The 21,212-nt window shown below is 35.1% G+C and carries 15 protein-coding genes and 1 pseudogene; 13 read left to right on the forward strand and 3 right to left on the reverse strand.

The genetic code is table 11. The annotated features are described in order from the left end of the window. Nucleotides 1-29 precede the first annotated feature (29 nt). The 7 genes from PB01_RS02730 (at nucleotide 30) to PB01_RS02760 (ending at nucleotide 7,090) form a co-directional block, all read left to right on the forward strand. Nucleotides 30-1,853: a sensor domain-containing diguanylate cyclase gene (locus PB01_RS02730; RefSeq protein WP_151698761.1), complete on the forward strand. Its 1,824-nt coding sequence runs from the start codon at nucleotides 30-32 to the stop codon at nucleotides 1,851-1,853. Nucleotides 1,854-1,938: 85 nt separating this feature from the next. Continuing rightward, nucleotides 1,939-2,517 (forward strand): nitroreductase family protein, encoded by a 579-nt coding sequence (locus PB01_RS02735; RefSeq protein ID WP_151698762.1) that lies wholly within the window; start codon nucleotides 1,939-1,941, stop codon nucleotides 2,515-2,517. Between the two features lie 561 nt (nucleotides 2,518-3,078). Then, nucleotides 3,079-3,516, forward strand: a complete 438-nt coding sequence (locus tag PB01_RS02740) for a hypothetical protein (protein WP_151698763.1) — start codon at nucleotides 3,079-3,081, stop codon at nucleotides 3,514-3,516. A gap of 235 nt (nucleotides 3,517-3,751) precedes the next feature. Continuing rightward, entirely contained in the window at nucleotides 3,752-4,219 is a 468-nt protein-coding gene (locus PB01_RS02745; protein WP_151698764.1) for a hypothetical protein, read from the forward strand. Between the two features lie 1,226 nt (nucleotides 4,220-5,445). Further along, a complete protein-coding gene (locus PB01_RS02750) occupies nucleotides 5,446-5,826 on the forward strand; it encodes an IolE/MocC family protein (RefSeq protein ID WP_151698765.1) in 381 nt (126 codons plus the stop codon). 167 nt (nucleotides 5,827-5,993) lie between these two features. Beyond that, nucleotides 5,994-6,707, forward strand: a complete 714-nt coding sequence (locus PB01_RS02755) for a hypothetical protein (protein WP_151698766.1) — start codon at nucleotides 5,994-5,996, stop codon at nucleotides 6,705-6,707. Between the two features lie 158 nt (nucleotides 6,708-6,865). Then, nucleotides 6,866-7,090 (forward strand): hypothetical protein, encoded by a 225-nt coding sequence (locus tag PB01_RS02760; protein ID WP_151698767.1) that lies wholly within the window; start codon nucleotides 6,866-6,868, stop codon nucleotides 7,088-7,090. Between the two features lie 665 nt (nucleotides 7,091-7,755). Here PB01_RS02760 and PB01_RS02765 read toward each other — a convergent pair. Then, nucleotides 7,756-8,991, reverse strand: a complete 1,236-nt coding sequence (locus tag PB01_RS02765) for an IS110 family RNA-guided transposase (protein ID WP_151701939.1) — start codon at nucleotides 8,989-8,991, stop codon at nucleotides 7,756-7,758. A 1,613-nt stretch (nucleotides 8,992-10,604) separates the two neighbouring features. Here PB01_RS02765 and PB01_RS02770 point away from each other — a divergent pair. The 5 genes and pseudogenes from PB01_RS02770 (at nucleotide 10,605) to PB01_RS02790 (ending at nucleotide 16,389) form a co-directional block, all read left to right on the forward strand. Further along, nucleotides 10,605-11,204, forward strand: coding sequence for a hypothetical protein (locus PB01_RS02770; RefSeq protein WP_151698768.1), 600 nt, complete (start codon nucleotides 10,605-10,607; stop codon nucleotides 11,202-11,204). Nucleotides 11,205-11,506: 302 nt separating this feature from the next. Next, nucleotides 11,507-12,022, forward strand: coding sequence for a GNAT family N-acetyltransferase (locus tag PB01_RS02775; protein ID WP_151698769.1), 516 nt, complete (start codon nucleotides 11,507-11,509; stop codon nucleotides 12,020-12,022). Between the two features lie 122 nt (nucleotides 12,023-12,144). Further along, nucleotides 12,145-13,026, forward strand: a pseudogene (locus PB01_RS02780) (aminoglycoside 6-adenylyltransferase). Between the two features lie 886 nt (nucleotides 13,027-13,912). Then, nucleotides 13,913-15,190: an IS110 family RNA-guided transposase gene (locus tag PB01_RS02785; protein WP_151698770.1), complete on the forward strand. Its 1,278-nt coding sequence runs from the start codon at nucleotides 13,913-13,915 to the stop codon at nucleotides 15,188-15,190. A 536-nt stretch (nucleotides 15,191-15,726) separates the two neighbouring features. Next, complete coding sequence (locus PB01_RS02790) at nucleotides 15,727-16,389, forward strand: Type 1 glutamine amidotransferase-like domain-containing protein (RefSeq protein ID WP_151698771.1); 663 nt, start codon at nucleotides 15,727-15,729, stop codon at nucleotides 16,387-16,389. 805 nt (nucleotides 16,390-17,194) lie between these two features. On the opposite strand, the gene PB01_RS02795 is transcribed toward PB01_RS02790, so the two are convergent. Next, the gene (locus PB01_RS02795) at nucleotides 17,195-17,677 is read right to left on the reverse strand and encodes a DUF2798 domain-containing protein (RefSeq protein WP_151698772.1); all 483 of its coding nucleotides are present in this window, start codon (nucleotides 17,675-17,677) and stop codon (nucleotides 17,195-17,197) included. Nucleotides 17,678-18,956: 1,279 nt separating this feature from the next. On the opposite strand from PB01_RS02795, the gene PB01_RS02800 reads away from it, so the two are divergent. Beyond that, nucleotides 18,957-19,172, forward strand: a complete 216-nt coding sequence (locus PB01_RS02800) for a hypothetical protein (protein ID WP_151698773.1) — start codon at nucleotides 18,957-18,959, stop codon at nucleotides 19,170-19,172. Nucleotides 19,173-19,739: 567 nt separating this feature from the next. On the opposite strand, the gene PB01_RS02805 is transcribed toward PB01_RS02800, so the two are convergent. After that, on the reverse strand, nucleotides 19,740-21,137 hold the full coding sequence (locus PB01_RS02805) for a dipeptidase (RefSeq protein ID WP_225986146.1): 1,398 nt from the start codon (nucleotides 21,135-21,137) through the stop codon (nucleotides 19,740-19,742). Between the last annotated feature and the right edge of the window lie 75 nt (nucleotides 21,138-21,212).

The raw sequence follows: 21,212 nt of genomic DNA on the forward strand, positions 1-21,212 counted from the left end.
ATTGTGAGAGTAGAGAAAGGTTGCCAAGTATGAAAATACGATTATTACTATTATTTTTCCCTTTATTATTTATACTAGCATCCTGTTATACGAATATCGATACCCATCCCCATCCGTCTGCAAAAGATGGAGAGTTGGTCTTAAGTAGAGAAGATTTCACAAGTCCGGAGTTAATCCAATTGAACGGGGAGTGGAAATTTTTTTGGGAAGAATTAGTAACGGAAAATGAAATTCAGCAAAGGATTCAACAAAAAAATCAAGCAAACATCACAATCCCATCCAGTTGGGAAGACAAAGTAGGAACTTCTTTTGGATATGGAACATATTATTTAAAAGTGATAATACCTGAAGAAAAAGTAGGCAATACATTAGCGATTACAATGACCAACCAGAATACATCATACACACTTTCAATAGATGGCGTAAGGGTTGCTTCCAACGGTTATGTTGGTACAAGTTTCAGCACGACTGAACCGGTATATTCGAATCGTTTTGTATATTTTACACCGAGAAATAAAGAAATAAATATTGTATTACATATTTCAAATTTTAGTAATCCGATAGGTGGGGCAACTAAGCCAATTTATTTAGGAAGTTCTGAACAAGTAACAAGAACCTATGACAATACATTAGCTTATACAATGTTTATTATTGGTTCCATTTTAGTTATGGGGATTTACGAACTATTTATTTTCTTTTTTAGAAGAAAGGAGAAAGTATTTGCTTATTTTGGTCTAATTAGTATTTTCATTTCGTTATATTCCATATTAAAGCCACCTTATTATTTTAACTATTTTTTCCCTATGATTCCTTGGATATGGGTAAATAAACTAGAAGTTATTTGTATATATGTTCTCTTTTTGTTGTATTTAAATTTTGTGGGAACAATGTACCCCAAGGAAATGAAGAAAACACCTGTCGTTATTGGAATAATCGTTTCTATGGGTGCAATTATAGTCACCTTATTTACAAAGCCGATATTTTATCAACCACTATTAAATTACTTTTTCGTAATTGTTGCTCTATTTATGGTTTACATTTTATATGCGCTCATTTTAGCATATAAAAGAAATAGACCAACTATTTTTGTAAATCTCTTAGCGAATTTAATATTTTTTGGATCGGTTATAAATGATGTATTATTGTCTCTAAATTGGATTCATTCCATTCCGTTTACAACTATTGGCTTCTTTTTATATGTACTCATACAGTCCATCAATTTAAGTAAAGAGTATGCTCGTAAATTTGAAGAAGCAGAGAATTTGTCTATTGATTTACAGCAGTTGAATGAATCTCTAGATGAAAAAATTAAAGAAAGAACAAAAGAACTGAAACAAAAGAATGGCGAATTGAAAAAGTTGACCCAAGTGGATGGTTTGACTGGAATTTATAATAGAAGATACTTCAATGAAAATTTAGGCAAATATTTCGATGAAGCAATTTCTTTTGATAGTCATTTATCCTTGCTAATGATAGATGTGGATAATTTTAAAACATATAACGACAATAAAGGACATATTGCAGGGGACGAATTATTAATCAAATATTCTCAGCTTTTGCAAGTGATGTGCAATGGTAACACGTTTGTTGCAAGATATGGTGGAGAAGAATTTTCCATCGTATTACCACATGTTTCATTACAAGAGGCTGCCGGATTTGCAGAAAACCTACGTTTATTAATAGAAGAACAAAAGTATTCAGCTAATGTTGACGATAATTATGTCACTATTAGTATAGGTGTTTCATCGACGGAGCATCATGCATTTGAACAAAAAGAAGAATTAATTGAACGAGCTGATAATGCACTTTATGAATCGAAGAAAAATGGGAAAAATCGGGTAACGTTATTATGAGAAAAGCAAGGCTTTTATTACAATGAATTAATTGGTATGATGTACATAATCATACACGTTAATTAAAAGGGAGTTTTTCAAAAATATGATAGATCAATCATTAACTGTTCGAGATGCGATTATTCAACGACGTTCCATAAAGCAATTTAACGGGCAACCTGTGGAAAGAGATGCATTACTAGCTATTTTAGAAGATGCAATATGGGCACCAAATCATCAGTTAAGACAGCCATGGCGCTTTGTCGTAGCTTGTGGAAAAGAGCTAGTAGAATTATATGATGTGTTAAAAGAATTCGCAATTCCAAAATGGAAAGAACTTTCAGAAGATGAATTAGAGAAACAAATGAAAAAATTTAAAACACCGGGCGGTTATGTATTTGTAATTGTTCCTGAAGATGCACGTCAAAAGGAACGATTAGAAGATTATGCTGCAGCTAGTATGCTTGTACAAAATGTGCAGTTACTTGCTTGGGATCGTGGAATTGGATCATGTTGGAAAACACCAGGATATCTAGACAATCCAAAATTTCGTGAAGCACTTGGGGTAAAATCAGGAGAACGCATTATTAGTATGTTGCAAGTCGGATACTTTGATGAAATGCCAAAACCAAAACCCCGTAAAAGTGTAGACGAATTAATTACGATATTCGAAAAACAAGCATAAGTAAATGGCTATCTCGCATAGAGATAGCCATTTCTTTGTCTCGTGCTTCGAGAGAGATTATTCGCGGAATTATTATCCATTATAACTGATTAAATAGCACAAAGAGACCAATTTGAGCATAAGCGCAACCAAATTGCATCTACTCAAGACCAATTTCAGAAGAACAGCAACTATTTCTCCTAATAAAGAGTTAACTAGATATGGTAAGCCATTCAGTTTCGAATCACTTTTTCGCAAATAAACGGTCAAATAGAACAGAATAAGCAACAGATATTAGATATCAAATAAAACAATAATTAGCGTTGTAATTCGCAGTGGTTTTTTTTGTATCATAGAAAACAATAAATGTTCGTATTTTACAAAATACGTAAAGCTAACACAATAGGAAATTGAGTTAGCAGTTGTCTACTAAAATAACAGAAAATTTCAAATCAAAAAGATGTTATTAGGTATCAATAGAATAATAAAACTAGGGAATTCTTATTGATCTAACATAACAGGTTAGTTCAACTAGGGATAATAAAGTAATGGTAAAATAACTTGTAATGAGGGGAGATATAAATGAAATATTTTACAACATTGTTCACAGGATTATTTAGTATTGTGTTATTAGCAGGATGTAATTTTATAGCTGAAAGTTATGATTATTCACCGCCTAGCGTTACGTTTTCTCACAGTGGATTAAAATTAGCAGAAGCAAATATTAATTGGGAAAAAGATGGTACGGTAAAAAAAATAGACAGTTTGGAATTAGCAAGAGAACAAAAACAAGGAGCAGTTAAGGCTGGACAAGAGGATAGTATTTACTTTGGAGGGCAAGATTTTGATATCTTAGAATTAACCGTTTCAGTTTGGAGAGATGATGAACAAATACAATTAGATGTAAATTACCTAAAAGAATTTAATTTCCCCGATGAAAAAGGTGAATATTTAATAGAGGTAAATCTTACTTCTGATTTTGGAACGGCTCAATATGTCGGGAATATCGTTGTTGATTGATAGAAAGAAGGTTGTAGGGTGGAAATATCACACTCTTAGCAGGGATTTTTACTAAAACGAAACTAAGTGATAGTTAATGGGTAAAACTTTTACTCAAGTAACGCGTGCTTTACTTCAAGAAGGAGTAGAGCTTTTTTTTACTAATGGGGCAGTATAATGCAATAAATGAAATACCTATTTATTACGGTGTAATAAAATTTATACATTAAAAAAATTTACTGAGGAGGGGTGTCATGTGGGTAATTTTATAGGGGAATCGAATAGAAAAGTAATTTTTATATTTATTTTATTCTTTATTTCCATTACTGGATACTACCTCTTTAGTTCCTTAGCTATAAGTTCATATAAGTCATTAATCACAATAGAACAAGTTCCTGAAGTTTTAAGACTTGAAAATGTTCCTGACTTACCTACGAAATGGGCAGTTGAGTCTGTTGAAAAATATGATGATGGATTTATCAGTCCGTTAGTAACAATTAAATATAAAAATGAGGTTATCCTTCGTTTGACTACGAGTCATTGGGATTTTTCCAAAGATTTTGCGAAAAAAAAACAATTGAATATCGGGGAGAAAAAAGTAGATTATTACTTTAATGAGAAAGAAGTTGCATATGTGTGTAATGTTGCAAATATAAATTATGCTATTATTTCTCCGAAACATCTACAAAGCGAGGTGAAAGTGTTTATTGAAAATTTAAATTAGTTTGTTTAACTAAAGAAGCAGGTGTGCGGCCGAGCCTAGGTCGTTTCATATAGCGGGTGGGATTCCCGTCGAGAAAGAACTAGCCATTCACTCGTAGCGAGTCTTGGAGGGCTAATGGTAACATTAGCCTTTAAGCGTAGACGGTTAGGTGGCGGGCCGAAAGCCAAATGGTTGAAGGGATTGAGCTCCATAATGTTAGTAAATCGAGAGGGCTGATGCCTTACCTGCAGCAGAAAGCTACATTTTATCCATCGTTAAAGGCAAGAAGGATAAAACCTCTCTGGAGTAAGAGACCTTGGCACGTCACACATGGATATGATAGGGCAACTCGGGAGGCCCTACCGGTCTTTTCTTCTTATAGAAGAGTATGGTGTACAAGCGATAATAAGCAAGGAAACCAAATGCCGATGTAGGGAGTCGTATAGCAGCGTAGTACCTATGAAGTTGGGTAATGCCGATGGAGGAAAGGCTGCTACCAGGTTATCACCTTTACTAGTGACACATTTACTACACACAGAGGTAGAGATAATAAATGGAAACTAAACTATTAAGGATAGCAGAATAAGCAAATCTGATCGAAAGAGATTAGGTACATCTTGTGAATGGTGACTTGGAGGAGCCGTGTGCGTAAATAGCGCAAGCACGGTTCTGTGAGGGGGGAGGAACACAATCTACCGCAAGGTAGAAAGGTTCCCTTCTACTCGACTAGTTCAACAAGGTAAGATGGACTTTACAATAGTAATTGTTTAAAATTGGAAGTAATGATGGGCTTGTCGGGTAATTGTACTTAATGAAACATGAAAATGAAGTCGCCATAGCTTAAGAAAAGGTCTGATTAGGAGGTGTGCAAAATAGATAAATTCTCGAAATGGTTTATAGCTTCATTTATATTGTGGATTGTAGGGCTAATAGCAGTATTTTTCGTGTAAGATATTGCAAGAGTAACTGGTGAAATGAATCGAAACATATTGTTAGTTAGCACTATAACTATATTCATTTTAATTATATCTTCGTTATTTAGTATTGTTAAAGCTAATTCAAATAGAAATAGTTATCTCCGCATTTGTTGCCATAATTCCTTTATCAGCTTTAGTAATTAATGGGTTAATTTTTACTGTTTATTTTGTAGGCAAATAAGGGACTATTGTGAAGAAATGTACTTAAACTAACGCGGCAGTTTAGTAGAATACAAAATTCTGGTGTTAAATTAATGGAGGAGATTATCAGTGAGGAAAAATTCTTCAAAATTTGTATTTGTTATTTTATTTTTATCTTACTTTTTAAGTGGATGTAACCAACATCCTAAGATAAATATTGGTGAAGCACTAACAAAATCAGAGGAGGAATTTAAGAAGGAAGGTATTGAATGCGTTTCAGCGTTTGGAGGGGAAAAAATTATTAAGTTTAGGCTTCTCCTCAAAGAGCCTCCTACAAATGAAGAAGCAACTAATCAGTTTAAGAAAATATTAGACATTATAGCAACTCATTCAAACAATAATGATATTTGGGACATCTACAATGCGGACTTCGATTTGTCATATGAGGATAATGTAATATATGAAGGTAAAAAAGATGCAGGTAATGATTTAAAAGTTAAAGCTCATTAAAGGTGTAATTGCTCCTTATGAAGGTGGGGGTGCTTAGGTAACTCTTTTTTCTTATTGAACTAACGCCGCAGTTTAGTTGAAGAAGGTTTAAATTAAAATGACGGAATATTCATAAAAATTCGCGACTTATATTAGAGATAAGAGTCTAATAACTAGGAGGTGTTATGATGAAAATTTTTAATAAAATGATATTTATTTCAGTATTTGCTATGTTGCTATCTGCTTGTAGTAACTCCATATCTCTTAAAGGGTGTCCAGATGCAGAAATTGAATGGGTGGATATGCTGATGATTGATGATATAAAATACGAGCATCATTACCCAGAGCCAGCGAATGAAAATCTTCCTATAACGATTGAAAAAGGTAGAGAACTTGGTAAAGTGACATATGAGATGTCCGACAATGCATGTAGTAATCACAAGATGCAAAATGGTGATGCGGCATTTTTAAAAGAAGGAACAAACATTTATGAAATAAAAGGTTATCCAACTTCTTTGATAGTTGCTGCAAATGATGTTGTATATGTAGCCAACACAAATAAAAAGGCAAAAACGGCAGGAGAACTTTACCCTATGGATAAGTTGGTGAACAATATCTATATTCAAAGCACCGAAGATGGCAAGAGAATACATACATTCTCGCAGTCTTCTAAGGATAAGTTCCTTGCCGCATTTTATGATTTAAAATTAGAAGATGTACAGTCATTAATAGATGTAGGTAAGTTAGAAGGTACTCGCCTATTCTTAGAGATTGAACTTAATAACGGCGTTTCAATTAGGCTACTTTATTGGGGTGATTCCAATACATTTCATATTGGAGCAATTGGAAACGATGAAATAAAGGAAGTTATTAACGAGGAACTAACAAATCTAAATAAATAATACACGTAAATCTAATGAATATTGCTACTATAATGAGTTGAAGAATTAGCTAATTTTCATATTAAGCTAACGGTGTGCTTTACTTCAATAATGAGTAGAGCCTTTTTTACTAACGAAGCAGTTTAGTTTAAGTAGAGAATAGATATAAGGGGGATTTTATGTTAAAAGTAATGCGAATTATTTTAGGAATTATTCTTGTAGTGTTATTGACATACAATTTATTAACTGGAAATTATGGCACAGCAGTATCAACGTTTTTTATGAGTTTTTTTATTGCGGTTATAAGTATAGAGACTTTAAAGAATAATCTGAAATCAGGGTATGGCTATTTTATGGCATTTTTAGCGTTAATAATATTTGTGACTGCATTATATAAATTCTAAATATTGCTTCCTCGAGACTGTATATTTTTCTGTTTAAACTAACGGGTGCTTTAGTGAAAATCGTTGACCTGAACAAACAGCTCTTTTATCTTATTGAACTAACGCCGTAGGTTAGTTTAAGAAAGGGAATGAAAATCATTTCTTTAATGTCACATTTGAACCAAATTGCGTTAACTAAACAAGACCCCTAATCTTTAGGTTTAGCGGTTTTTGCTATCTTAAAAACTATCAAAACTATAAAATATATTATTAAGAACATAAAAGAATTGATGATAGAAGTTAACAATTCCATTTGCAAAACAAAATAATATCCCAAAAACGAAATAATTAGATATACGGTAATCCCTTTTAACGGTTTACTCAATGGACACCAATCTCCTTTAATAAATATCATCAATCACATCGCTTGCTATCCTTTTAAAAAATGTATAACAAGATTCTACCATGCAGACATTTTGAGATGAAATTAATATGGGTTATTACACAATTCTAACAAATCGTGTAATAGAAGAGAAGTTGATTCTACAACTAAACCAGCCAATAGTTTGTCAATATTTATTAATAAAAAACAAATTAGTTCATGCTATACTAAAATTGTGCATGCCAAATAACCTTTCAATTTTCTGTATTTGGAAATGTTTAGGCTTTTTAGTTATATTTTAATACTAGGTAAGATCTTGGAAAAATGAATTGTTTTTTAAAAGTGCATAAATCCAATGTAAAAGCTTATTTGCACATGCTATTACAGCTACTTTAAAGGGCTTTCCTTCTTCACGTTTCTTATCATAAAACTCCCTTAACCTCTTATTTCGAGGAATGAGTTCATCTGTCGTTTTCTTCTTGCGACTATCACGAATGGCACTTTTAACGGCCATATATAAGGCATGTCGTAGTCTACTAGAACCTCTTTTGGTAATCCGATTCAAAGTACCTTTGAATGTACCAGATTCAAAAACACTTGGATCAATTCCTGCAAAGGCAACTAACTTTTTAGGATGATTAAACCGATCAATCTCCCCAATCTCCGAAATAATCGTTGCTGCGATTTTCTCACCAATACCGGGGATGGATTGGAGAATCTTATATTCTTCCATGCTTTTCGCTAAAGCATCTATCTCTCTTTCCAGATCTGATAGATGTTTTTTATATTCTAGAAGCATCTTAATATACATATTTATGCTTAAGATAAGACTATTGTATAAGGTTTTCTGGAATGGGTTGCGATCTGCGGCAGCTTTTAACTTTTCTGACTGACTGTTTGCCCATTTTTGAGAACGACTTTTACAGAATTCCTTTATTTTTTTGGCGACTGTTTCTTCACGTGTTGCCATCACTTCCTCAGAAGTAGGAAATGCTTGTAAGGTCAGTAAGGAGACATCTGAATAAAGATCTCCAAAGACCCCACAGTATTCAGGAAATACTTGATCTAAAACGGATTGGAATTGTAGTTTAGTTTGTACATACATACCTGTAATATTTTCATGTTGTCTTGTAAGATGACGTAAATTTAAGAGCTGGATCCCTCGCTGTTTATAAGGCTCTAAGTCCTCTTTATAAAACATCTCGCAGAGATGACGAGCGTCTATGATATCTGTCTTTACTTTACATAAACTGGAACTTTTTGCTCGATACGAAACGAGTGGATTAACCATGATTATTAAATAACCTCTGTCTTCGAAAAATTGGACAACTGGTGTATGATAGTGGCCAGTGGATTCCAAAACAATGGGGGGCCTTTCTCCAGAAGCCACTTCTATTTCTCTAATAAACTCTAAAAGAATTGTCAGCCCTTCCAGTGTGTGTGCTACTTTAAAGCTCTTTTTATACGGTTGTTTTTTATCTAAGAATGCTTGAACCTGACTTTCGCCTTTTGCCACATCCAGACCAATTACTGGATTCATCATTATTTTCCTCCTTGTCATACAATTAACCGGTAACCCCTATTCCTCCATGTAGTATCATAGCTTCGCTTGTTATACGAGATCAGAGTCCCAACCAGCCTCAATCATGTTTCTACAAGTAGGGGGCGAACTGTTTAGTTGACGGGATCAATAGCCCCACGGGTGCTTACGTTCTACCCCGGCTACCGCAATCATATATCGATATAAAAAAAGGTCAACCAGAAATATCTGGCTAACCTTATAATACGAACGGGTGCTTTACTTCAATAAGGTGTGAAGCCTTTTTCTTATTGAACTAACGCCGCAGTTTAGTTCAATAAGCAGGAATGGATTTTGTTAATAAATGTAACATATTTTCTTTCTACTCGTATAACAGCTAAGGAGGAATAAATGATGAAAATAAATACATATTTTAATCAATTAGCAGTTACGATAATAGTTATTTTTTGAGGAACTTTTACCATTCGTTACTTTAGAACAGGTGAACTTTTATTAGACCAAATTATTGGGGCTTCAATTGGTATCGTACTTCTTATTGCTACATTGATTTGGAGAAAAATAAACAAGTAATTTTGTTTCACTAACGGGTACTTTAGTAAAAAATCATTGAGCTGCTTAGGTAGCTCTTTTTTCTTATTAGACTAACGCAGCAGCGCGACAAGTTTTGTTATAAGCACTAATGTGTGAAAAAACAAGGGATTTCTTCGGAAATCCTAACTTTATAACCGAGGATAGGAATGATAAAACCACGTATTTTGAAACTATCCCATTGATACTCCTGCATGCGTCATAATAGACAGATTATGGGGTCTGAAGCTCAGGTAAAGTCGGCAGAACAAAGGCTGAAGCCACCCCTCACGGAAAAGGTATGCCAATGGATATGTCGGATGGCTGAAAAACTAAATATGGTGAGAATTTTCTTACGGAAAAGAACAGAAGAACTTCCGAATGTACGGGTCTAAAGTTAGAGCATAAGGAAACTTGTGTACCATCCAACGATGGGGTGAGTGACGTGGAGTAAAAATTGCTGCTCTGAAACACGTTATACCGAACAATGGCGGTATCCAGCTCATAGGCTTACAGGAAGCACCTAAGTTTAGAAAAAGATAGCTAGGTTATAAGGTACTTGGAAAATAAGGAACGTTGGATCAAGAGCTGTCACCCGAAACGGTTGCTATAAGCTAAATGGCGAAATGCATTTGTCCTTATGAGGGTAGGGGTACGACCAGTGAAACCTCTGTAATGGAGGTGGAGGAACAGCCCCAAGTCTAGCGATAGGTAATAATTATTTTTCAACTGTGCATTGCACCGGTCTGGTAAGAACGTGGGAACATCATTTCATATAAGAATGATGCCACAGTGCAAGCTCTTCGATGAAGAGTAACTTGAAACTTATAATTAATAATACCATCGTTAGATGGAACGCGGAATGCTTGGAAACTGGCACGTTCCGTGCGGAGTAGGGGAAAAGCCGGAGATAACTTCAAACGTTTACCTATTACTAACGTTTAGTGAAAGAAGAATAAAAGTAATAATAGGGACTGTTAGATAAAGAAAATTCACAAAATCTAAAAAATGCCTTATTAAAGAAACCAAAGATTTGAGGTGTCACAATGATTAAGTTAAAAAAAATACCAGACATTATTATATATTTAGTCTTAGGTACAGCTTTAGGAGTAATGTCAAAATATTTAGACACCATTACAGTTGATGGGAGTTGGTGGACGATTACTCTCGACTATTTTGCAGATTTATTTACAAGGTTAGGTATTTGGATATTGATTGCTACAATTATAGCTGCATATAGTAAAACACTAAAAAGAGCTGCTATTAATACGTTCATATTCTTTATAGGAATGCTAATAAGTTATTATATATATTCAGCATATTTATTTGGGTTTTTTCCAACTAGGTATTTTATACTTTGGGGAAGTTTTGCACTAGTATCTCCTTTGTTAGCAATTATTGTTTGGAAAGCTAAAAATAATATACTTTTAGCTTTTATCTTACCAGCCTTACCCATGGGATTATTGTTAAGCCTTTCTTTAGGAATGGGTTTATTCTATGTGTATTTAAAATATATTGAAGAGTTGATTATGTATGTTTCTTTATGCGTAGTCTTTTACAAAAGTCCTAAGCAAATTACAATTTCAATTGTTTTCTCAATTATAGTTGCAATTTTTGTTAGTCAAATTAGTCCGTTTCATTTTTAGAATATAGTGGTGCTTCTTGGTGAAATATTGAATTTCTAATGGGAGCGTATTTATAAAGCTAAGCTGCTTTAGTGTAACGACAATAATGCTTTTCTTATTGTGCTAACGCAGCAGTTTAGTTGAAGAAGAAGGTTTTTTCGCGATTGTGTGGAATAAGTTAATATATGTAAATTGTTGGACAAAAGGGGTGTTTTACTTCAAGTCTGGAGGTGGCACTTTTTTCTTGAACTATAGACGCAGTTTAGTTGAATAGTACATTCAATAGACAAAGATAGAAGAAGGAAAATTACGGGGGGAAGCAGATGAACATAGCAACGGAAAGATTAATAATACGTAAATTTACATATGAGGATTGGCGATGTGTACATGAGTATACATCTGATATTAATGTTATGAAATATATGCCAGAAGGGGTTTTTTCTGAAGAATATTCAAAGGAATTTGTAATAAAAAACAGTAGTGAAAATGCTAGGAATTTCCCAGTGATATTAAAGAAAGACCAAACATTGATTGGTCATATTGAGTTTCATAAGTATTTTGGTGAACATACGTATGAGATAGGTTGGGTGTTCAATCCAAAATATTATAATAAAGGGTACGCATCTGAAGCAGCATATTCTATATTGAAATATGGTTTTGAGACAATGAGATTACATAGGATTATAGCGACTTGTCAGCCTGAGAATATTCCCTCATATCGAGTTATGGAGAAAATTGGTATGAGAAGAGAAGGTTTTTTCAAGAAGTGTATACCGCAAGGAAACGAATGGTGGGATGAGTATTATTACGCACTCTTAGATGAGGAGTGGAAATCTTAACTTATTCAACTAACGGATGCTTTACTTCAAGAAGAGTAAAGCCTTTTTCCTTATTGAGCTTACGAAGCAGTTTTGTTTAACAAAAAATGTAATAGGATATTTTATTTTCGGGGTGAATAGCATTGAGAAATGAAAATGAAATGATGGATTTAATATTAAGCTTTGCACAAAGAGATGAAAGAATCCGAGCAGTCTATATGAATGGTTCAAAAACTAATACAAAGGTTACAAAAGATATTTTTCAGGATTATGATATTGTGTATGTTGTAACAGAAACAGCATCTTTTATAGATGATAAGGCATGGATTAACGATTTTGGAGATTTAATCATTATACAAGAACCTGACAAAAATGATTTTGGCAGGGAAATTGATTTCGATGTTAATAGGTCTTATGGGTTTTTAATGCTTATTACAGATGGAAATCGTATAGACCTTCGTATTCAAACAAAAGAGATTATACTTGAAGAGTATGGAAAAGATAAGCTCACGCTTCCCTTAATGAACAAAGATGAACTCTTGCCAACAATCCCATATCCTACCGATATTAATTACCATATCAAAATGCCATCTAAAGATGAATATGATAGTTACACAAACAATTTTTGGTGGTGTTTACAAAACGTTGCTAAGGGAATTTGGCGTGATGAACTACCGTATGCAAAACTAATGTTTGAATATACTACGAGAGATTCTTTGGATAAAATGGTTTCTTGGTGGATTGGTATACAACAAGATCTTCAGGTTTCAACAGGAAAGTTAGGGAAGTATTTTTAGGAATATCTTCCAGAATTATATTGGAATATGTACAAAAAAACTTATTCTAATTCTGATTATACAAATATGTGGGAATCAATATTTGTTATTTGTGAACTATTTAGAATCTTAGCTCAAGAAGTTGCTGAACATTTTAATTTTACTTATCCAATAGATGATGATAGAAACATGACTATATATCTTAAACATATTAGAAATTTACCTTCTAATGCAAAGGAAATATATTAAGTTAATGGGTGTCCCCCTGAAAATTAGAAGGAGAGCTTATTAAACTAACGGGTGCTTGTGCGGCCGAGCCTAGGTCGTTTCATATAGCGGGTGGGATTCCCGTCGAGAAAGAACTAGCCATTCACCCGTAGCGAGTCTTGGAGGGCTAATGGTAACAGTAGCCTTTAAGCGTAGACAGTTAGGTGGCGGGTCGAAAGCCAAATGGTTGAAGGGATTGAGCTCCATAATGTTAGTAAATCGAGAGGGCTGATGCTTTACCTGCAGCAGAAAGCTACATTTTATCCATCGTTAAAGGCAAGAAGGATAAACCTCTCTGGAGTCAGAGACCTTGGCACGTCACACATGGATATGGTACGGCAACTCGGGAGGCCCTACCGGTCTTTTCTTCTTATAGAAGAGTATGGTGTACAAGCGATAATAAGCAAGGAAACCAAATGCCGATGTAGGGAGTCGGATAGCAGCGTAGTACCTATGAAGTTGGGTAATGCCGATGGAGGAAAGGCTGCTACCAGGTTATCACCCTTACTAGTGACACATTTACTACACACAGAGGTAGAGATAATAAATGGAAACTAAACTATTAAGGATAGCAGAATAAGCAAATCTGATCGAAAGAGATTAGGTACATCTTGTGAATGGTGACTTGGAGGAGCCGTGTGCGTAAATAGCGCAAGCACGGTTCTGTGAGGGGGGAGGAACACAATCTACCACAAGGTAGAAAGGTTCCCTTCTACTCGACTACTTCAATAAGGAGTAGAGCCTTTTTTACTAACGGGGCAGCATTCCTGTTTGAAAGATGTTCGGGGTCTTGCAGAAAAAAGAGCCCTCTAGTATGATGCTGAGTGTCAACGACCATTGACCCATCATCTACAAGGAGGACTCCTAAATGCATTCTAAAATGAATAACAAAATTAATCAAGTAACTGAAAATACACTCGTCGTTGGTATAGACATAGCGAAGCACGTGCATTACGCCTGCTTTGTCGATGAACGAGGACGTGTGATAGAAAAAGCATTTTCTGTACATCAATCAAAAGAAGGATTCGAAAGCTTGTATGAAAAAATTAGACAAACGCTGCTGGAAACACAGAAAACGGAAGTCATCGTCGGCATTGAACCAACAGGTCACTACTGGATGAACTTAGCCTATTTTTTAGATCAATACGACATTCCACTTGTCATGGTAAATCCAATGCACGTCAAACGTTCGAAAGAACTTGATGATAATTTGCCGACTAAAAATGATAAAAAAGATGCATTAGTCATCGCGCGATTATTGAAAGATGGACGCTTTAGCTATCCGCAAATATTAAAAGAAGTAGAAGCTGAACTACGGATTGGTTCTACTCTTAGATCAAAGTTAACGGAGGATCTAGCAAGTATTAAAAATCGAATCATTCGTTGGCTCGATCGATATTTTCCTGAATTCACTCAAGTCTTTCCTTCTTTCGGAAAAATGGCACTTACTGCATTAGAAAGAACACCAATGCCACAGGACATTCAAGGGAAAACCGCGGAAGAACTTGTATTTCTCTACCGTCAGGTAGGGGGTATGAGAGCTCCACAACTACCAAAAGCTAAGCTACTCATTGAAAAGGCTTCAAACTCTATTGGACTGACAGAAGGACAAAAGATGGCCAAACATGAAATCGCCACACTCCTACGTCAGTTTCGCTTGTTAGAAGCTGAAATCGAAGCAGTGAATGACCAATTAACTGAAATGGCAAAGACAACGATGGAATATGACCTACTCGCGTCAGTACCAGGTTTAGGTGATGCGACGATTGTTGATCTACTTTCCGAAGTAGGGAGCTTTTCACTTTACGAAAATCCACGCCAACTCATTAAACTAGCGGGACTAACATTACGTGAAAACTCTTCTGGTCAACATAAGGGTCAAAAACATATATCAAAACGTGGACGTAAGAGACTTAGACATATCCTTTTCAAAGTGATTGTTCCTTTGATTCGGCATAACCTAGCATTCAAACAACTTCATGAATACTACACCACAAGGAATCAGAATCCCTTACGGGGCAAGCAATCGATGGTAGTACTCTGTGGTAAATTACTAAAAATATTACATGGGATTTGTAAAAAGAAAGTGTATTTTAACGAGCAACTTATGATGAAAGATCTCTACTGTCTCGGAGAGGCAGCGTAAGCATTTCAATCAAAGAGCTATAACAAAAAGGATGATACGGAGAAGCCGGCAATATTACTAAACTTAGACTATGAGTCCCCGGGGCAGCTTAGCAGGCCTCTGCCTTATGAATAGACCGAACGAAGGAATGTAAGCGCGTTGACGCTAAGAGACATGGGAGGGTACGTCGTCATAAGCATCGCAGAGATCCATTGTGCATCGAAATAATGGAGAAAAAAGCTAATGATTTCCATTAGTTTTAGCGAAGCGTACGCTCAACTTGGTAATAAAATCTATAAATTCAAGACTCTGTTTATCAGAGAAGAGAAAAATATTTTTCTTTAATCACGAAGTGATGAAAACCGTTGATATCTCAATGTTTATAGAGGGAGGTTAATATAAAAAGGATTTTTGATTGAAAGTGTAGAATTTTAAATAAATCCATCTAAAATTTTTTAGAGGATAAATTTAAAAGTATTATGATTCGGGTAGAGGTGAAAGTCGATTATCAATCATCATTCATCAAACATTATTAAATATTGGGGAGGTTGAAAATTATGAAATTTCTACTTACATCTGCAGGCGTCAATAACAAAAGCATACTTGACGCGTTGGTTGACATGCTGGGCAAGCCAATCGCCGACTCCAACGCCCTGTGCATCCCCACCGCGATGTATGGACACCTCTGGGTCGGCCCAGGCGTCAAAACCTGGCAGTTCATCAGCGGTAATTCCGATAATCCCATGGTAGACCTGGGTTGGAAGTCCGTCGGCGTACTAGAGCTCACAGCGCTGCCAAGCATCGACGAAGACCGCTGGGTACCACTAGTTCGGGAGACGGACGTCCTGCTAGTGTCTGGCGGCGACGCCCTCTATCTGTGCCACTGGATGTTCCAATCCGGGCTGAAAGACCTCTTTCCGTCGCTGAATGCAGTCTATGTGGGAATGAGTGCTGGGAGCATGGTGATGGCACCTAACATCGGGGAATTCTTCGTTGGATGGACTCCACCCAACGGTGGTGATGAAACGCTGGGACTGGTCGATTTTGCAATGTTTCCGCATCTGGGGATGTTACCGTATAACACGATGGCTGATGCAGAGAAATGGGCCGCCGGGATGCAGGGGCCGGCGTATGCAATTGATGATCAAACCGCCATCAAAGTGATCGATGGAGAGGTCGAAGTTGTATCCGAAGGGAATTGGAAACTGTTTTCTCCCTGATATTACTCCGCCGCTAAACATATCAAAAAACGTAGGCGAGATTCTTGTGATGAAAATGTGATTTCACTTGACTGGGTCTTCGCTTCAACCAACGTCAACAGATGAAGTGCAGGTATTGCTTTATATCTTTGGGTCCAATAATCTTAATCTATGGGGGAACAATAGAAGTGTTCTAATTCAAGGTAAAAGCAAAGTAGCGTGTGCCCCTAATTTAAGGTTTAAAAAGTAGGAAGATATGCCTAACGGAATCAGGCAATACTGGTTCCGTTAGTTTTTTTGTAAAATCACCAGCACCACGTGTTTCCCCACTCCACATACACTCTGGATATGTGGAGTGGGGAAACACGTGGTCAATTTCTTCTATGGTTTTAAGCATGGAGCGAATACCTAAGGTATATTGGATGCCGTGTTAATCTTACGATTCGATAACTAAGAAACCATTAGGGGTGAAAAAATTCCATATGCTTGTTTTGCTGAATTTAGCAACGATGACCGTTTTATACTATTGGGTACCTGGGAGAATGGTTATATCTTGAAAACCCTTTACAGCAGTTTTAATACATAGTTAGCTTGGTCAATAAAAACCATTATTGTATTTTGAAAGATTGTGAAATTTTACACTTAAACTAACGAGTGCTTTACTTCAATAAGGAGTAAAGCCTTTTTTACTAACGTGGCAGTACAATTCAATAACAGACAACAATACTTTCATTTGAATGATACTTTAATCAGGAAAAGACATTGAAACCCATTATGGAAGTTCCAACTAAAACAAGCAAGCTATCAAAAAGTAGCTTGCTTGTTTTTACTCGTTTAATTCTGGTTTTTGTGTTATGGGTTTAATGTATTTAGCTAATAACTTACGTGAGATTGGTCCAACAATTATTAACTGCGATGGAAGAGCCACGATAAAGTTTAGACCAACTGTTTTAAAGTAAGTTGTGAAAATTGAACCTTCAATTCCTGTCATTAACGCCGTTAAAATAACTCCATATACTGACATAATAAGAACCATTATAGGGACCATACAAAAAGCAAACGCCACAATAAAGTTGATTTCTTTTGATTTATCAAAAGGTAGTGATACTACAAATTTACGAGCTATTGGTTCAACGAACGACTCTGCGATAAAAGCGACTATAAATGTAATGACAAATTGAATCATTGCACTCCCTACTGTAAACGTTGATAATCCATGTAAAGCTGTGTTGTAAACTGACATAATAAGAACCATCCCAAAACACATAAATAGTCCGAAAATAATACCTTCTTTTTTATTACTAGGCAAATAAAAACATCCTTTCGTATAGAGAATAAATGTAATTATATATATCTAGATTCTTTTACATAAGTGACGTTTTTGTGAATTTTTTTATGCGATGTTAAATTACACTGTTGTTTAGTTGTGTAAAATAGAGGTGAACATGATTTATTGAAATAAGTAGTCTCATTAATTTTAGTGGATTTTGTAAGAAATGTTGTTCAACTAACGCGTGCTTTACTTCAAGAAGGAGTAGAGCCTTTTTTACTAAAGCAGCAGTTTAGTTGAATAAGAGCATTAGAAAAATTAGAGGATCGGGGAAGTTCTAATTTGGACTATTGGAGGATACTTATATTTTTAATGATTGTATTTAGCGTTTTTTCTGCTTGGAAAGGTTTCAGAAAAAAGCTTGAAAAAGCAGAAGGTGAAGAAGGAATAAGGCATGCATTTATGCCTTTTCTCCTGATGATAATTCTATTTCTTATAGCAATTGCAGTATTTATTTTTTAAGCTAACGGGGCAGTTTAGTTCAATTTGAAGGTATTATTAGAAAAATGACGAATTAGTAAATATAAGAGTAGTTTTTGAGTATTTTCTTTTACAAATAAGGGGTGAAGACATGGAATTTTTACTTAGATCAGCATTCTTTTTAAATCCAATTTTAGCAATAGTATTTTGCTTAAATTTAGTGACACTAATCAAAAAAGTTAGTAGAGATAGTAATGTTAGTACTTCTAAAAATACATTCTTAATGACCCTTTCAGCTACCTTTATCATATTTAGTATAACTTGGATGTTTCTATTATAATTGCATTTACTCTTGTAAATAATATAAGAATTGCTTGAAGTCTTACAGTAGTTTAGCTTAGTAAAGTTTAGTCATATTAAAAGGGTTTGAATTCTGAAATTAAATCTTTCTTATTTCACTAACGGGTGCTCTAGCAGAACAAGACCATCATTTCGATGGTCTATTTATTTTTCCAAAACATCAAGTAAATCTCAGAAATCTATTGTGAAATGTTACACTTAAACTACCATGAAAATTAATTTCTTCAAGAAAAGAAAAATGACAATGCTTAAGAAGACCCCTGCTTAATCGTAAAAAAAGAGGAGAGAGGATATTAATAATTCTATTGTTTTCGGTGGACTACTAGTATTGACTCCTCTAACCATTTTCATTCTCTGTGGTTAAGCGCTGGTTTTTGCGCTTCATGGATGGCTAACGGGGCAGTTTAGTTCAATAAGGAAACACTAATTTGAAATATATTCTTACTTGTATTCGTACTTACTTTAAGGGGGGATATTTATGAAAAACACAAAGTTAAGAATCGTATGGATTATTCCTAATGTATTTTGTTACTTGATGCTCTTCGGGCTATTTTTGTGGGTAGTGGCTAATGCCGAAGGATTACAAGGAATCAATAGATTGTCAATTTACGTTATATATATGATTTTATTTTTCTTAGTATCAGTATTTGGTAGTTTTCGAATTTGGACGTGGATAAAAGAAGGTAAAATATAAAAAGTTCTTATTGAACTAACGCGTGCTTTAGTTCAATAAGGGAGAAATATTTCGTTGTCTTAAAATGAGAGAAACGCTGAATTAATGTTCAGCGTTTTTTATTGTTTATAAATGATATGTTTCAGCATATTCTCTTCTATGTGTTCTATTAATTGCGGAAAATGTATTAATATTCTACGAGAATTTTCGGATATTTTCTAGTCCATTTTTTATTTAGTTATTTTTGGTTGACTTTTACCATCTATTTTATCTAAGTTTTGAACTCCTAATTAGATAGTTAATCCATTTAATAACAATTATAATTGTTATTTTGATAATTAACCTGTTAATAGTACATCCAATTGAAAAGAAAAACAAACGTAAACCGCAATATATCAATAAAAAATAGACATTCAATTGTAATGCTAATTGGATGCCTATCTTATGTTTTATTTGATTGTAAGCGATCTAAAACTGAACGGCTTATAGATATGGGATAGGCCTTTATTTGTGAAAAACTTCAACTGTTCTCCAGGATTTGCAACTAAAAAATACATGGATCTTTCAAATCCATGTGTTTAGTAGAAATTATTTTTTTAAATCTTCTTTTGAAAGTCCTGCAAGTTCATAATAGTAGTCTCCGATTACTCGTAAGCCTTGGTCGAAGTTTTCTAAATGGAAATGCTCGTTTGGTGCATGGAAGTTTTCAGTTGATAAGCCGAAGCCCATTAACACTACTGGTAAGCCTAGAATTTCATCAAATGCTGCGACGATAGGGATGGAGCCTCCACCGCGAGTATATGCTGTTGGTACGTTGTATACTTTTTCGTAGCTACGGCCAGCAGCTTGAATTGCTGGATGATCGAATGGTGTGATAAATGGTTTTCCTTTATCGAATTCAGTTACTGTCACTGTGACACCAACTGGCTTATTCTTTTCAATATGTGCTCTAAGTTTAGTAACTATTTCATCTGGATCTTGGTCTGGTACTAAACGACAAGTAATTTTTGCGCCAGCTTCACTTGGTAAAACAGTTTTAATGCCTTCTCCGGAGAACCCACCGAATACACCATTAATTTCTAAAGTTGGTCGAACCCAAACGCGCTCTAAATGAGAGTATCCTTTTTCTCCAAATAGTTCGTTCACGCCAACTTCTTTTTTCAATTCTTCTTCATCGAAGCCAAGTGCTTTATAAGCTTCTTGTTCTTCTTCTAATAAAGGACGTACGTTGTCATAGAAACCTTCTACTTCAATAGTACCTTCTGCATCACGGAAAGAATCTAAAATAGACACTAGAGCATGGATAGAGTTTTGAACTCCGCCACCGTAAAGACCAGAGTGAAGGTCACTTTTTGCACCTTTAACATCAATTTGCACGCCACAAAGACCGCGTAAACCGTAACAAACAGCTGGTTGACCAGGACCTTGCAAACCTGTATCCGAAATGACGATCACATCAGCAGCAAGTTTTTCTTTATTGTTTTCTATATATTCTTCTAAGTTAGGGCTACCGACTTCTTCTTCGCCTTCAATTAAAAGCTTTACATTAACCGGAAGCGTTCCTACAGTTTGAAGAAGAGCTTCAATTGCTTTTACATGCATAAATACTTGTCCTTTATCGTCACTAGAACCACGGGCATATAATTTGTTGTCTCGAACTTGTGGTTCAAAAGGTTCTGTCTCCCAAAGATTTAATGGATCCACAGGTTGTACATCATAATGGCCATAAATAAGCATCGTTGGCTTTCCTTCTGCATGTAACCAATCGGCATATACAACAGGGTGTCCACTTGTTTTATCAACGATTACATTTTCTAAACCAGCTTTCGATAAAGAATCTGCTAACCATTGTGCTCCTTTTTGCATATCTTCCTTATGTTCCGATAAGGAAGAAATACTTGGAATGCGTAAGAATTGTTTTAATTCCTCTAAATGTGCTTCTCTCTTTTCAGTAAAGTAATTTTCTAATGTTGAAAATTGGCTCACTAGAATCCCTCTTTTCATAAAATTTCGTGAATAGAAATAGTATAGCATAGCATAAGATTTGTGACATAGAAAATG

It is taken from the genome of Psychrobacillus glaciei (assembly GCF_008973485.1).
Lineage (GTDB): Bacteria > Bacillota > Bacilli > Bacillales_A > Planococcaceae > Psychrobacillus > Psychrobacillus glaciei.

Excerpts from the sequence above, each read along its gene's own strand:
- PB01_RS02730 (WP_151698761.1), top strand. The coding sequence starts at position 30 with ATGAAAATACGATTATTACTATTATTTTTCCCTTTATTATTTATACTA.
- PB01_RS02735 (WP_151698762.1), top strand. The coding sequence starts at position 1,939 with ATGATAGATCAATCATTAACTGTTCGAGATGCGATTATTCAACGACGT.
- PB01_RS02740 (WP_151698763.1), top strand. The coding sequence starts at position 3,079 with ATGAAATATTTTACAACATTGTTCACAGGATTATTTAGTATTGTGTTA.
- PB01_RS02755 (WP_151698766.1), top strand. The coding sequence starts at position 5,994 with ATGAAAATTTTTAATAAAATGATATTTATTTCAGTATTTGCTATGTTG.
- PB01_RS02760 (WP_151698767.1), top strand. The coding sequence starts at position 6,866 with ATGTTAAAAGTAATGCGAATTATTTTAGGAATTATTCTTGTAGTGTTA.
- PB01_RS02765 (WP_151701939.1), bottom strand. The coding sequence starts at position 8,991 with ATGAATCCAGTAATTGGTCTGGATGTGGCAAAAGGCGAAAGTCAGGTT.
- PB01_RS02770 (WP_151698768.1), top strand. The coding sequence starts at position 10,605 with ATGATTAAGTTAAAAAAAATACCAGACATTATTATATATTTAGTCTTA.
- PB01_RS02775 (WP_151698769.1), top strand. The coding sequence starts at position 11,507 with ATGAACATAGCAACGGAAAGATTAATAATACGTAAATTTACATATGAG.
- PB01_RS02785 (WP_151698770.1), top strand. The coding sequence starts at position 13,913 with ATGCATTCTAAAATGAATAACAAAATTAATCAAGTAACTGAAAATACA.
- PB01_RS02790 (WP_151698771.1), top strand. The coding sequence starts at position 15,727 with ATGAAATTTCTACTTACATCTGCAGGCGTCAATAACAAAAGCATACTT.
- PB01_RS02800 (WP_151698773.1), top strand. The coding sequence starts at position 18,957 with ATGAAAAACACAAAGTTAAGAATCGTATGGATTATTCCTAATGTATTT.